This window comes from Bacillus sp. JJ1533 (genome assembly GCF_036965045.1).
Taxonomy (GTDB): Bacteria; Bacillota; Bacilli; order Bacillales; family Bacillaceae_L; genus Ferdinandcohnia.
The window spans coordinates 19,890-33,788 of record NZ_JBALOV010000009.1 but is presented as its reverse complement, the minus strand read 5'-3'; the positions used below and the strand labels follow the sequence as shown (position 1 = coordinate 33,788).

The following is a 13,899-nucleotide window of genomic DNA, read 5'->3' as shown; positions in this document are numbered from 1 at the left end:
ATCAAACTGAGGGAGTTGATGAAGGGATTTTCACAATAGATGTCGAAATATGCTTTGACCTAATTATTTCCAATAAGGGGATGTTTATAAAATGAATATCTTAATAAAAGAATTGCCTGAAACCGAAGTAGCGTTTTTTAGACATACTGGGAGTTATTTTGAACCACAAGAGCACTGGGGAAAGCTGATTAATTGGGCAATTAACAATGGGCTTTACCCTCCTCAACAATCCTTTATCGGAATTTCATTAGATAATCCCGATCTTGTTGAAAACAAGGATTGCCGCCACGATGCTTGTGTTACAATTCCTGATAGTTTTGATAAAGAAAAACATAAGAATATAACGTTCAAGAAGTTGGATGGCGGGCAATACGCCGTGTATGCATTTTATGATACACCTGAAAAGCTGAATTTTGCTTATCAATATTTGTTTGGAGAATGGTTGCCAAATAGCGACTTTGAGGCAGATTATGAAAGATTTAACCTTGAATTTAATAAGAATAACCCATCCGAAGATCCAGAAGGGAAATGTAGAGTTGATTTATTTGTGCCAATTAAAAAAAGAAACCCTTGAAAACTTACGATCTCAATTTTAGAAAGTGCAACCAATCATTGGTGGTACTTTTTTTATTGTACTAACGGGACAGATTAGTTGAAGATTGATGTTTAACTTGTGTTCAACAATCTGGCCAGATTGTTGAATAGAAAAGACTGTGAAGTTTTGTACTTAAAGTAACGGGCAACGACTTCTCAATCAAAAGGTCGTTTTTTTATTAATAAACATTCCTTTGCATTTTCTATGAGAATTCTAAGTTTTAAGTACTATGTAATGAATTCAAGACCATAAACTAGGAACAAGGGGTGAAAACGAATGACTATTCATGTTGTCCAAAAAGGGGAATCCTTATGGCGAATTGCAAATCGATATCAGGTTCCGGTTTCTGCTATTGTAAAAGTAAATGGTTTGCCTTCTACAAATGCCATCATACCTGGTCTTGCGCTTTACATTCCGGATGAAGGGATTGTTAAGATAAGACCTTATGTGGTAAAAGCAGGAAATACACTATGGCAGCTGGCTAATCGTTTTAATACCACGATAGAAGCTATATTACAGGCAAATCCAAGGATAAATCCGAATCAATTATATATTGGCCAAAGGCTCCAGATTCCAACGCCGTTGAAACCCAAAATAGATACGCTGGGATTTATTATTCCGTACACACCACAATCCACCTTACCTATTCTTCGGACTTTATCTAATTCGCTAACGTATGTTGCAGTGGTATCTTATTCGTTCACCACACAAGGCTATGTCTATTTGTTATTAGATGATACAGAGGTCGTTAGGGAAAGCAACCGGCTAGGTGTTACACCTCTTTTAATGATTCGTAACTTTACAACTGAGGGTTTTGAAGCTGAATTAGCTGGGAACGTGTTTGCTAATCCAGTTTATCGGAGAAATTTAATAAATAGTTTATTACGGTTTGTTAACGAAAAAGAATATGGCGGAGTTTCACTGGATATTCAATTTATTCCTCCTGCACGCAGGAGAGAGTTTAATATACTTTTGAACGAATTAAAAGCTGCTCTTGGTCAGCGCATTCTACATGTTAATGTACATGCAAAAACAGAAGACCTGCCAACGAATCGGATCGTAGGAGCCTATGACTATCAGGCAATAGGAGAGATTGCAGACGTGGTAGCTGTTATGACAATTGATTATGGATATCCAGGCGGTCCGCCCGATCCAGTAGCACCGTTGTGGTGGATGTACCAGGTTGTCAGCTATGCAACAAGTTTGATTGATTCTCGTAAGGTACAAATTGCTTTTCCTTTGTATGGATATGATTGGAGAGTAAGCGATAACACGACAAAGGCTTTATCAGTTAATGGTGCACAAAACTTGGCAATCACTTCTAACACAGTGATTGAATTTGATCAGGTAGCTGCCTCGCCATGGTATCGATATTGGAAGGGAATGGAAGAACACATTGTTTGGTTTGAAGATATTAGGAGTTTTCAGGAAAAATACAATTTAGTCGATCAATATCAATTGTTAGGTGTAACATACTGGCATTTGAACCTGTCGGCACCGCAGAATTGGGTTTATTTAAATAATCATTTTATTGTTACATAGAGCAACCGAATCTGGGTTGTTTTTTTATTCCGCAATCGGGCCATATTGTTGAATAACATCAATTGTATTGTGAAGAAATGTACTTAAACTAAAGGGGCAGGATATCAAATGGAAAACCCAGCAACTCCTGTACGGCTGGTGATGCGACTTGCCACGACTTTGAAATCATGAAGACTAAAGTATCTTCCATTAACGTGCGCTTATCGAGAATAAAAGTGGCGCCCTATCTTGAGGAAAGGGGAAATTTAGTGGATTAACCCAATTCCTGTAAGTTGAAAAAATTAATTTAGGATACTGTGAAAAGATGTACTTAAAGTATCGGGTTACAATAGTTTAATGGAGAAACCAGTTATTAAAACAAGTTGCTCCATTAAATTTGTTAGAAATACTTTTGAGAAAATTCCTTCCTGAGACGACCACTTAACTCTGTAGTAAGTGGGTTGCATAACTTTATCTTTAGTTGATATGGATGGAATATTTTATTAATACCTGCCCGTTTTAATATTCGTTTATTAAACGGATGATACTATTCAACTATCGAAGCAGGTAAGTTGAAGAAGAAACTTTTGATAGATAATCACCGTCTATATAAAAAAGGGGGATGTGATGAATAAACCATTTGTTTTATTTTTATTTATGATTGTGACTCTTATTTTGCTTGTTAGTTGTAGTGCCGATGGTGGTAAAGTAACTGCGAGAGATGTTCTAAAACAGAATGATGATGCGGATGTCTTAAAATATAATGGTTTTATGTACAGTAATGTCACTGATCTTGAATGGTTTGAAAAAGATAAGAGTAAATTTCAAAAGGGAAAAGAAATTGGGGAAATCAAAAAAGTAACAAATTCTTTTCTGCTCTTTACCAATTTCTCAGCTACAAAGTTACCAAAGGGAACGGCCCTGTATGATACGAATGCCGGGGATACTGGAATGATCGTAGTAGAAGCAGAGAATGGCAAAATATTATATTATATGCAATTACTCGAAGGTTAATTTTCACGAACGGGTGCTTTACTTAAAAAAAGGGATTGTACACTTATTCAATTAACGGTACAGGTTAGTTGAATAAAGGGGGGCTCTCATCTTGTTAAAGTAAGGCATAAGTAAGGACAAATACCAAGGAGATTGAGGAGATTAAATAAATGAGTAAACCTGTAATTCGAACTTATAAAGACTCGAGTGATTTAAAACGAATGCAGAAACTTACACAAGCCATATGGACATTGGAATCTAATTACCATATTGGTGATTTAGCATGGCAACGCCATCGACACGCTGGGCGTGAGGATGAATGGATTACTGCAATTTGGGAACTGGATGATCAACCAGTAGCTTGGGGATGGGTAAAACTACCTGGCAGTTTAATGTTTCAAGTTGACCCTAATTTTACTGAATTATCTAAGGATGTCATTGATTGGTTTGAAAGAATAACTGAAACCAATGAACAAAGGGTAACCGTCCTAGAAACTGAGTCTCATCTTATTTCAGCCTTAGAAGATTCTTTATTCAACCCAGTAGAAGAAACTCCTGAAGTCCTAACAAAAATTTCATTGGATAGATGTCCTTTCCCTGTTAAATTGCCAGATAAGTTTAAAGCTCGACATATCAAGGGCTCTGAAGATTTAAAGAAACGAGTGGCAGTACATAGGGCTGCATTTCAATCATTAAGAGTCACAGAAGAAAGCTACCGGAATGTTATGAATACCTATCCTTACGATCCTTCTCTTGATTGGGTAATAGAATCCCCTAATGGTGAGTTCGCAGCATTTTGTTTAATTTGGTTTGATGAAATGAATAAGGTGGGTTTACTGGAGCCTGTGGGAACGGATCCGAGATTTGGGAGAATGGGATTAGGCAGTTCCATTTGTAAGCTTGCTCTTAATGCTTTGCGTGATAAGGGGGCAAACACTGCAATTGTTGTTAGTACTTCCCCTAAAACACTAGGATTTTACAAGTCTATTGGGTTTGAACCATATGCTCAAACAAAATCATTTCATCGTCTTAAAAATACTTTATAAACTTCGCACTTCTTCTTAAACTATATGGTAAGTTACTGGAACAAGTAGTTCATTCGCTTGTTTTTGTTGAAGTTATTAACTAACGGAGCTGGTTACTTGAAGAAGGAATCTCTTTTATCATGTAGTAAAGGGGAAATTTTATTGAGGTGAGAAAATGTCGATAAAAGGACATTTTTTATTTTCAGTTTCTGATTTAGAAAATTCTATTGAGTTTTATAAGAATGTATTTGATGCCAAACTAATAGTAAAAGGTAGGAAAACGGCTTACTTCGATGTGAACGGAATGTGGTTTGCTCTAAATCTAGAGAAAGACATCCTCCGTAATGAAATACATCAATCCTATACACATATTGCTTTTTCAATTGAAGAAGAAGAGTTTGATAAAATGTACAACAAATTACAGAAATTAAATGTAAATATCTTGTTAGGCCGTCCTAGAAATGAAAGAGATAAAAAGTCCATCTATTTTACTGACCCAGATGGGCATAAATTTGAATTTCATACTGGTACATTACAAGATAGACTGGATTACTATAAAAAAGAGAAAACAAATATGGTGTTTTTTGATTAAAAAGATGTCTTATTCAACAAACGGGTGCAATAGTTAAACAAGGGGATCATCGAAACGGTCGTCTCTTACTTACAGAAATATTATTTGAATATTATGGTATTATTGAGTTGTAATCAGAAAAAATGTAGAATTTACCATATTAGGAGGTATAGTAGTGGATAGAATTTGTTCTAAATGTGAGTCATTTATGATTGAGTCTAAGTTAGATAGTGATCCAATTAGAATTTACAAAGCAGATGTAAAACCCAACGTAAAAACAATGAGTAACATAAACCCCTATGTTTGTTCAAATTGTGGCTTTCTTGATTTTTATGTAGAAGAACCAGAAAAATTCAGGTAGATTTGATACCCTAAAATTGTCTCTAGGATTGTGAAATATTGTACTTAAGTAACGGGTGCGTTGATCTAACAAGGATTAACCACCTTTTTTTATTGAATTCTTTATTGAACAAACGGTGCAGGATAGTTGAATAAGAAAAAACTTTTTTTATGACGAAGTAGACCTAAATTGCGAAGCAAAAGAAGACTACTACTTCGAATGTAATAGTCATTAGAGGAATCTTATATGAGTCTTTTTCAATATGATATATGTAGGAATCCACAACTTTTCCAAGGTAATGGATTCCCATTAAGGAGGTGGTGGATGCTATTATGTCCACGTAATAGCAATAATAGTATATTCGGAAAAAGATTAAGCGACTCGGACAAATATTGATTTTTTTAAAGATTTTAATGCACAGTTCGAAGTGTTAAATGAAAAAATAAGGTCCCTAGACTAAGTGACCGAAGCCAAATGTCCAAGGACCTATATATTACAACTATAACAGAGAAAATTGTTCAATTTAAAAAATTTAAAACATTACGACGAAATGAGAAACAATTTGCATTATAAGTGAAAATAGTAACTCTCAACCATATAAAGAGACTAATTTTAAAGAAGAGTAAGAGTTGACTGTTGAACTAACTTTACAGAAAAATCTTTCCTTATTTCACAGAAACCGCTTTCGTATAACCAAATAACAATATAAATTTCAGATTCGTAAACTACCTTTGTCCCAACATTAATAATCCATACCTCCAAAAAAATATGGTGAGAGTTAATGGTAAAATACCATATTATTGGAAAATTTAAAAGAAGAAAATTGGAGAAATGTCGCAGTTCGAGTAAATTATGAATTAAAAATACTTTCATTGTTGAACTAACGAAGCAGCATTCCTGTAATGGATGAAAATGAGATTTGAGAATAAAAATAACCTCTTGGTAGAATAAGAGTGTCCAACGCTGGCCGGCTATAAGGACAATCTAATAAAACCAGGAGGCTATTCAAATGAATTATAACCAGAACAATAAGATTGCTCAAATTACTTCTCAAACACTAATTATAGGTGTTGATATTGCTAAGTTCAAGCACGTTGCTAGAGCGCAAGATTATAGAGGTTTTGAGTTTGGGACACCTTGTTTTTTTGAGAACACCAAAGATGGTTTCTCAGCCTTTATAGATTGGATCAATCATTTAAAGCTGGAACAGGGCATGGAAAAAGTAATTGTTGGTATGGAACCAACAGGTCATTATTGGCTAAATCTAGCTCATATTCTGAAAGAAAATGGTATTAAATTTGTTGCTGTAAATCCACTTCACGTAAAAAAGTCTAAGGAATTGGATGATAACTCACCAACTAAAAATGATGTGAAGGATGCCAAAGTCATTGCACAATTGGTTAAGGATGGGAGATATGCTGAACCAACAATTCCGCAAGGTGTTTATGCAGAACTCCGAGTTGCTAAAAAAATACGTGATCTTCTGACTGACGATCTTCAAACTGTCCAAGGGCAGATTCACAACTGGATAGATCGCTATTTTCCTGAGTTCCTTACGGTCTTTAAGAAGTGGGAGGGAAAGGCAGCGTTACAGTTCTTAAAGCTTTTTGTGTTACCACATGAATTAGTAAAGTTCTCTGATCAAGACTTATTAATGCATTTAAGAAAAGCTGTAAAACGTAGTGTTGGTCTTAATAAAATTCAAGAGTTAAAACATGCAGCTAGTAAGTCCATAGGACTTAGACAAGGCGCAAATATGGCTAAATTAGAGCTTAAAACATTAATTGATAAGTATGAATTAGTTCAACTTAAATTCGAAGAATTAGATTCAAAGATTGATACATTAATCGATCAGATACCTGGTGTCCAACAAATGTTGGCTATAAAAGGTGTTGGAAGAGATACAGTTGCGGGTTTCTTCGCAGAAGTTGGAGATTTAAGCGAATATTCTCATCCACGCCAACTTATTAAACTAGCTGGTCTAAGCCTAAAAGAGAATACTTCAGGTAAACATAAGGGTAAAACCACAATTACCAAAAGAGGTAGAAGGAAACTACGAGCCCTCCTGTTTAGGGTATGTATGATTCTAGTTGCTAAGAATACAGCGTTTAAAGCATTACATGCTTACTATACTCAAAGACCAGATAATCCATTGAAGAAGATGCAGTCACTCATTGCTTTGTGTAATAAATTGATTCGTGTATTGTTTGCGATTGGAAAGAAACAATTTGAATTTAATGAAGAAAGAATGTTGAAGGACATTCCTCATATGAAAGAGTTACAGACTGTGAAAGAAGCCGCATAAAGACGCAATAAATATAGATTTTAAGTAGTTTTACGTTTTATTATTTATGATTAGTATTCTATCAACTGAAGCACGGATTAGTCAGCAAAGCAACTAAACTTCGGGCATGGACCCTGTGGAGCAGCATGACTGACATCCACCTCATGGTAAGGTTGGACGAAGGAATTTTAGAGCAGTGACTCTGTGAGGCATGGGAGGGTTGACCTCCATGAGACATGTGGACATCCAATTGTGCGATCATATTTTAACATTGTTACCAATTTTTTCTTAAGGTTGGTCTAGTTGAATATAGAGTCTTTTACTCTAATGGTCCAACATTTACCTAAATAGGTAATAATACCCACTAAATCATAGATTATTAAAAACAAGCTAGTATGAAAATCTAAGAAAACGAGAGAAATCGGTAGATTTCGCTTTCTTCATTGAGGGAGGTTAGTTCAATAAGAATTAAAACATAATGATTATTCAAGACAAAAAACCATGGTTCCTACCTTGTAGAAATTAACCATGGCATTAAGAAAAAGGGGTGCAATTGTAAGCATTTATTATTTTTATTTGTTTAAAATCTTTTCAGGAGTCGTTATTCAATTGGGAGCAACGACTTTGCTCTTTTTATGAAACACAATTCCAAGAGAGATATGAGCAATAAATGTAACCAGCCAAAAAACTGGAATGGTAACGAAAGGAAATGGAAATCCAAAAATATTTGAAAAAAAGACTAATAACATAATTGCAGCGGATATAAGATATAAAACATGTATAAACATCGGAACAGTCTTTCGAGCCATAATAAAAAATAGTATAAATCCTAAACTCCAAAATAAATTTGCCACATCAATCCTTGATTCTACAATTTGGAAAACGGTCATTTGAATTTGTTCAATGATCTCCTGCTGTTCGGAGGAAGCCTTGCTATAACGATTTGCCATATCCAGGGCTGCTGCCCACTGAAGATTTCCTGCTGACATCGGAATAATGAACCCAATGCCCAATGCACCTAAGAATGTGCTTTTGATGGGGTATTTTAACCGGTGGAACCCAGCTAATGCAATGAAAAAAATGGCCATGGACCCCCACAGCAAATTAAGTGCAAGTCCTTGCAGCCTTAGTAAATGAGGGTTTTCAGATCCCGCAATCATAAAGGCTAATTCGATTGGGGAATCTCCACTTATACTAGTTAGCATCCCTACGCAAAGGAGCAAAAGGAGAATGGGTAGTGGTAAAAGTAACATTAACTTCGATAAAAAATTAAGCCACAATTTTTCTTCGTTACCTCTCATTAACATTTACCTCCATAAAAAATAAATTTTTCAAAAAGATATATGCCTCAAAAACACTTAAAATAAAATCTATTTATTATTTATTAAAAAAAAAGCTATTTAGACCTACAATTCAAAAATTTGTTGTTTAACTAACGGGTAGGGTTGATCCAAGAAGGATTAATGCACTTTTTGCTGAAGTTAATCAACTAACGGAGCAGTTTAATTTAATAAGCAATGTAAGTTTCAATACTAGAAATTTAGAAATTCATAAAGGGTGTTAGGATGAGAATGAGAGAAAAATTAAGGGAAACAATAAACCAAAAAACTTCAAATCCATTAATTATAATGATGTGTGGTATTGCAGGGTCAGGGAAGACTACATATGCACAACAGTTGGAAAAAGAAGGGTTTGTTCGTCTTTCGATTGATGAAGAAATCTGGAAGGTTAATGGACGTTATGGAATAGATTATCCTGCTGAGAAATATAGCGATTATCAAATTGAAGCTGAAAGAAGACTTCGTAATCAATTGGTAAGTCTTATTCAGGATAAACGAAAGGTTGTTATTGATTTTAGTTTTTGGCAAAGAGCCAAACGAGTTGAATACAAACAGCTGATTGAAGAAGCTGGTGGTGAATGGAAACTTATTTATTTGAAAGTTAGTCCTGAAGTTATTCGCCAACGGTTGATAGGACGGAGTAAAAGATTTGATGCAAATGCAGCCTTTCCAATCACCGAAAATACGTTAATTTCTTACCTAAACGGATTTGAAGTACCTTCACAAGAAGGGGAAGTTGTAATAGAATCAACATGAAAAGTTTATTGAAATATGAAATAAAGGGTGCGATGATCCAAGAAGGATTAATCGCTTTTTGTGTTGAATTTATTGTATTAACGGTGCAGTTTAGTTCAACAAGAATACCTAGCCGATGTTTTTTGCTCTGTTTAAGAATAATGGTGATTTTTGATAACTCTTCGAAATCTTACTTTCAGTTACCTGTCAGATGGTAAGGGATATAGGAATAGTATATTACTGGATTAAATAAAATTGAAACAGGAAGAAAAATGAGGTGATTTTATTTTAGAAAAACTCAGGAAAATTAATATGAAAACTGCTGTATTTATGGGAATTATTTTTTACTCTTTGACTATCTTAATCCACTTTCTTATTATAAGCAAAGGTATTCCATTCACATGGGTTAATGGTGGAAGGTCTGAATCATTCGCTGAACAGCTACCAATATCTGTTATAAATATCGTTATTTCTATTATTGGAGTAGTTTTTACGTTGATTGTTGGTAGAATTAAACTATATAAATACAAAAGAGGAATAACCGTTATATGTTGGTTTTTTGTTGTACTTTGGTCTTTTGGATTTATACAACAATTGTTTGGAACACCTTTTGAAAAAATGGTTTGTTCGTTAGTATTGCTTATTGGGGTTATCTCGAACTTGCGTATGGCGATTGAAAAAAAGAGATGTAACTATTCAAACGGGGCAGTTTAGTGAAAGAGTATCTTTCATATTCCAAGTATTAGTTGTAAAATAAAAATGAACTGGAAAATTGTAGCTAGGGTTCCGCTATCTAAATTGGTCAGTGACCAAGGGCTACATCTTTTACAATATGTAAAAGGCACCTATTGACATAAAAGGTCCGAGGGGAAAGGTTCAGCGTATTTGTGATGCGTTGAAATCTTTCTCTTCGGACCATTTTTATTACTTTAAGGGAGGTTTATTGTATGAAAAGAATTGATGACTTAAAAGCTGGGGTTGCAGTTTTAATTTTGAATGAGGATAAACAAGTTTTGTTACAGAAAAGGTCAGATGTAGGACTTTGGGGTATTCCTTCAGGACATATAGAAATAGGGGAAACAGTTTCTGAGGCAGCTATCAGAAAAGTAAAAGAGGAAACTAATTTAGATATAAAAATTAAAAAGCTTATTGGTGTGTACTCTGACCCTAATTCACAGGTGTTCGCCTATCCAAATGGTAAGATAGTACATTTTATAACAACTTGTTTTCTTGCTGAAATTACTGGTGGTGAACTACGATGTAATTCTTCTGAGTCGCTAGAAATAAAGTTTTTTAATCAACAATACCTACCGCAAGACTTATTGAAAATGCATCCTCAATGGTTACAGGATGCACTTGCTGATAGAGACTTGGCGTTTATTCGTTAGTGAAATTCTTATTGAAGTAACGGGTGCGTTGATCCAAGAAGGATTACGACCTTTTTGTTGAGTTTATTGAACTAACAAAGTAGGTTACTTTAATAAGCAATGTAAGTTTCGATGCTAGAGATTTAGAAATTATAACGGGTGTTAGGATGAGAGAAAAATTAAGGGAAACAATCTACCAAAAAACTTCAAATCCACTAATTATAATGATGTGTGGTATCGCAGGGTCAGGGAAGACTACATATGCACAACAGTTGGAAAAAGATTTTTATTGAACTAAAGGGTGCGATAGTTTAACAAGGCAATCGCTTCTTCAACTATTGGGGCAGGATAGTTGAACAATCGTCATTAGTTTTTTCAACAATCAGGACAGATTATAGAGGACCGTTTGTATTTAAGAACAGGATAAATTCGGCCTTTAGAATTTGTGGCAATCTTTTGCGAATTTCTCATTGCTAAAAGAATTGAAAAAAACTATAATCAAACTGTACGGTACAGTTTGATTATAATAACTTTGAGAAAAGGAGTATGGAAAAATGAAGGTGCTTGATACAGATATTTTAATCGTTGGTGCAGGTCCTACAGGTTTGACGTTAGCAAATGAGTTAGCAAGACGCGGGATAAGGTTTAGGATTATTGATTCCTCTAGTACAACTTCAAAAACCACGAAAGCTCTAGGTGTAATGTCAAGGACACTTGAACTATTCGAAAAAACAGGAGTTGCCGATGAACTGGTTAGCAAAGGTCTGCCAACCCCAGTATTTAATGTCATTCAACAAGAACGCCAACTCCTCAAACTTAATTTTGATAAGTATTGTGATAGTCCTTATCCAATGGTTTTAATGGTTCCTCAGAACATTACAGAAGAAGTCCTTTATGCAAATTTAAAAAAGCAAGGTCATGATATAGAATGGCGAACTAGCTTGCTTGATTTTTCGGAAAATGAAGAAGGGTGTCAGGCAACTGTTCGGAAAGATGGGGACAAAGAAGAAACGATTATTGCAAAATATATCGTTGGTTGTGACGGTGCCCACAGTGTTGTTCGCCATAAATTAGGACTTGAATTCGAAGGCACAACTATCAATCAATTGTTTGCTCTTGCAGATATTAAATTGGACTGGGAGTTACCATATGATCAGAGTTATGCTTTTGTAAAAAAAGGAGAATTCATCGCGTTTTTCCCAATGAAGGATGGCAGGCATCGGATCCTTATGACAGCAAAAGAAGGTTACGATCAAGATATTACAATCGAAGAAATTCAGGATTTCATTAATAAAGTTGGCCCAGCGAATACGTCCATCAGTGATCCATCTTGGACATCAAGATTCCATGTAAACCAGAGAAAAGTTAAAGAACCACGAAAGGGCCGAACCTTCCTTGCAGGCGATGCGGCTCATATTCACTCCCCAGTAGGTGCCCAAGGGATGAATACAGGTATACAAGATGCGTTCAATTTAGCATGGAAACTTGCACTTGTCCTTCAAAATCATTCACCATTAGATCTTTTAAACAGCTATTCAGAAGAAAGAGTACCTGTTTGGAATAAGTTATTGGCAGGTACTGAACGTGTGACACGAATGCTTTTGAATGAAAATCAATTGTTCAATTATATTAGAAAGAGAGTTGCACCTATTATTACATCGAAGAAGCCTGTAAGGCAACGTTTGATTGAGGCTCTATCTGAAATCGGCATTCATTATCGTCACAGTTCAATTATTACAAATGGCAGGAAACCTTCGACAACATTGAAAAAACTTTTGAAACTAAATGCATCACTTCAAGCAGGGGACCGTGCACCCGATGTTACATTCGGTAATGGTAACAGATTATATGACCATTTAAAAACAACTAACCATGTCCTTCTTATCTTCACGAACAACCATCAATCAATTCACCATATAATTTCTGCTCTTGACTTCTATCCTATTAAGGTTTATCAAGTGGGAATAACGAAGATTCATGAACACTTTTTAAATGATAAAGAAAATGTGATTTCCCAAGCTTATAAACTTCAAAACAAGAACGGTTTTGTCCTAATCAGACCAGATGGATATATCGGTTATCACAGTGAGTATATACAGGAAAAAGAACTCTTAGGTGTGTTGAACCTTTATTTCTTAAGTGAAAAAGTGGTATAGCTAATGTAAATCATTTTCGATACAATAAAACTGTACTGTTCAGTCTGAAAAAGGAGTTTTGAAAAAAATGAATTCCAGATCGCAAAAGAAAAAAGAACAAATTCATGATGCTGCAAAGGAGTTGTTTTTACAAAATGGCTTTTCTGCTACGAGCATGGATATGGTGAGGGAAAGGGCAGGGGTATCGAAGCAAACGCTATACGTCTATTATTCCAGCAAGGAAGAACTATTAACCGATGTAATCAATCAGTTGATTTCAGTAATTTCACAGGAAGAATTCTCTTCATTCATGAATCAACTGTCACTATCCAGCCAAGAAGAAGTGGAGAATGCCTTAAATATGATCGGTCAACGTCTTATAGATCATCTAATGAAAAAGGAATATATAGGTTTGGCACGAGTCATCATTACAGAGATATCTCGCTTTCCTCATTTAGGTATCCTTTTTCAAGAGGCTGTTCCCAAACAGGTGTTAAGCAGCATTGCTAGTCTTTTGGAAAAAGCGAAACAAGTGGGCAGTATTTCAGTGGAAGATACAAGAGTCGCGGCAAGAGGGTTTGTAGGGCCATTAGTAACGTATGTGTTAATTGATGGTTTACTTGTTGGTGATGGTTCTATAAAGAAGCCTAATGAAGAAGAAATTGCTAGACAAGTTTGTTTTTATATGAAGTCACTGTCATGAATCACTAGAATCTCACCAATCGATATGATTAGGCAAGTAACCATTCTATAGTAAAAACAGGAGCTGATTGTTGACTAGATTCTAGTAATCGGCGGATGAATTGGTGGGCTTTGACAGCATTTTTGGAAGGCGAATAAGTAAATGATTTTCTATGAGGTAACAGTTATTCAAGAATAGGGCCCTTTTCTTTAGTAAGAAGGTGTCTTGTTGATATTCCCCTTCACATATAGGGATTAGATTTTGTTAAGGTGAAAAAAATTGTGAACATATTCACTTAAACTATAGGGTGC

General features: G+C 35.2%; 12 protein-coding genes. 11 read left to right on the top strand and 1 reads right to left on the bottom strand.

Annotated elements, in window-relative coordinates:
• Positions 1-91 precede the first annotated feature (91 nt).
• The 6 genes from V7138_RS05885 (at position 92) to V7138_RS05860 (ending at position 7,350) form a co-directional block, all read left to right on the top strand.
• Entirely contained in the window at positions 92-574 is a 483-nt protein-coding gene (locus V7138_RS05885; RefSeq protein WP_335394920.1) for an AraC family transcriptional regulator, read from the top strand.
• Positions 575-871: 297 nt separating this feature from the next.
• Positions 872-2,137, top strand: coding sequence for a LysM peptidoglycan-binding domain-containing protein (locus V7138_RS05880; RefSeq protein ID WP_335394918.1), 1,266 nt, complete (start codon positions 872-874; stop codon positions 2,135-2,137).
• 606 nt (positions 2,138-2,743) lie between these two features.
• Positions 2,744-3,130 carry a hypothetical protein gene (locus V7138_RS05875; protein ID WP_335394916.1) on the top strand — a complete coding sequence of 129 codons (387 nt, stop codon included), beginning with the start codon at positions 2,744-2,746 and terminating at the stop codon, positions 3,128-3,130.
• A gap of 149 nt (positions 3,131-3,279) precedes the next feature.
• Positions 3,280-4,155, top strand: coding sequence for a GNAT family N-acetyltransferase (locus tag V7138_RS05870; protein WP_335394914.1), 876 nt, complete (start codon positions 3,280-3,282; stop codon positions 4,153-4,155).
• 154 nt (positions 4,156-4,309) lie between these two features.
• The gene (fosB, locus tag V7138_RS05865) at positions 4,310-4,726 is read left to right on the top strand and encodes a metallothiol transferase FosB (RefSeq protein ID WP_335394913.1); all 417 of its coding nucleotides are present in this window, start codon (positions 4,310-4,312) and stop codon (positions 4,724-4,726) included.
• 1,328 nt (positions 4,727-6,054) lie between these two features.
• Positions 6,055-7,350 carry an IS110 family transposase gene (locus V7138_RS05860; protein WP_335394912.1) on the top strand — a complete coding sequence of 432 codons (1,296 nt, stop codon included), beginning with the start codon at positions 6,055-6,057 and terminating at the stop codon, positions 7,348-7,350.
• A gap of 584 nt (positions 7,351-7,934) precedes the next feature.
• Here V7138_RS05860 and V7138_RS05855 read toward each other — a convergent pair.
• Entirely contained in the window at positions 7,935-8,630 is a 696-nt protein-coding gene (locus V7138_RS05855) for a hypothetical protein (RefSeq protein WP_335394910.1), read from the bottom strand.
• Positions 8,631-8,900: 270 nt separating this feature from the next.
• Here V7138_RS05855 and V7138_RS05850 point away from each other — a divergent pair, with 270 nt between their 5' ends.
• The 5 genes from V7138_RS05850 (at position 8,901) to V7138_RS05830 (ending at position 13,609) form a co-directional block, all read left to right on the top strand.
• The gene (locus V7138_RS05850) at positions 8,901-9,425 is read left to right on the top strand and encodes an AAA family ATPase (RefSeq protein ID WP_335394908.1); all 525 of its coding nucleotides are present in this window, start codon (positions 8,901-8,903) and stop codon (positions 9,423-9,425) included.
• Positions 9,426-9,716: 291 nt separating this feature from the next.
• Complete coding sequence (locus tag V7138_RS05845) at positions 9,717-10,118, top strand: hypothetical protein (RefSeq protein WP_335394906.1); 402 nt, start codon at positions 9,717-9,719, stop codon at positions 10,116-10,118.
• A 233-nt stretch (positions 10,119-10,351) separates the two neighbouring features.
• Positions 10,352-10,792, top strand: coding sequence for an NUDIX domain-containing protein (locus tag V7138_RS05840; protein WP_335394904.1), 441 nt, complete (start codon positions 10,352-10,354; stop codon positions 10,790-10,792).
• 533 nt (positions 10,793-11,325) lie between these two features.
• Complete coding sequence (locus tag V7138_RS05835) at positions 11,326-12,927, top strand: FAD-dependent monooxygenase (RefSeq protein ID WP_335394902.1); 1,602 nt, start codon at positions 11,326-11,328, stop codon at positions 12,925-12,927.
• Between the two features lie 67 nt (positions 12,928-12,994).
• Positions 12,995-13,609, top strand: coding sequence for a TetR/AcrR family transcriptional regulator (locus V7138_RS05830; protein WP_335394900.1), 615 nt, complete (start codon positions 12,995-12,997; stop codon positions 13,607-13,609).
• Positions 13,610-13,899 lie beyond the last annotated feature (290 nt).

What these genes read in the sequence shown, in the direction of transcription:
- V7138_RS05870 (WP_335394914.1), top strand. Translation starts at nt 3,280, where the DNA reads ATGAGTAAACCTGTAATTCGAACTTATAAAGACTCGAGTGATTTAAAA.
- V7138_RS05845 (WP_335394906.1), top strand. Translation starts at nt 9,717, where the DNA reads ATGAAAACTGCTGTATTTATGGGAATTATTTTTTACTCTTTGACTATC.
- V7138_RS05860 (WP_335394912.1), top strand. Translation starts at nt 6,055, where the DNA reads ATGAATTATAACCAGAACAATAAGATTGCTCAAATTACTTCTCAAACA.
- V7138_RS05855 (WP_335394910.1), bottom strand. Translation starts at nt 8,630, where the DNA reads ATGAGAGGTAACGAAGAAAAATTGTGGCTTAATTTTTTATCGAAGTTA.
- V7138_RS05830 (WP_335394900.1), top strand. Translation starts at nt 12,995, where the DNA reads ATGAATTCCAGATCGCAAAAGAAAAAAGAACAAATTCATGATGCTGCA.
- V7138_RS05840 (WP_335394904.1), top strand. Translation starts at nt 10,352, where the DNA reads ATGAAAAGAATTGATGACTTAAAAGCTGGGGTTGCAGTTTTAATTTTG.
- V7138_RS05835 (WP_335394902.1), top strand. Translation starts at nt 11,326, where the DNA reads ATGAAGGTGCTTGATACAGATATTTTAATCGTTGGTGCAGGTCCTACA.
- fosB (WP_335394913.1), top strand. Translation starts at nt 4,310, where the DNA reads ATGTCGATAAAAGGACATTTTTTATTTTCAGTTTCTGATTTAGAAAAT.
- V7138_RS05850 (WP_335394908.1), top strand. Translation starts at nt 8,901, where the DNA reads ATGAGAGAAAAATTAAGGGAAACAATAAACCAAAAAACTTCAAATCCA.
- V7138_RS05880 (WP_335394918.1), top strand. Translation starts at nt 872, where the DNA reads ATGACTATTCATGTTGTCCAAAAAGGGGAATCCTTATGGCGAATTGCA.
- V7138_RS05885 (WP_335394920.1), top strand. Translation starts at nt 92, where the DNA reads ATGAATATCTTAATAAAAGAATTGCCTGAAACCGAAGTAGCGTTTTTT.
- V7138_RS05875 (WP_335394916.1), top strand. Translation starts at nt 2,744, where the DNA reads ATGAATAAACCATTTGTTTTATTTTTATTTATGATTGTGACTCTTATT.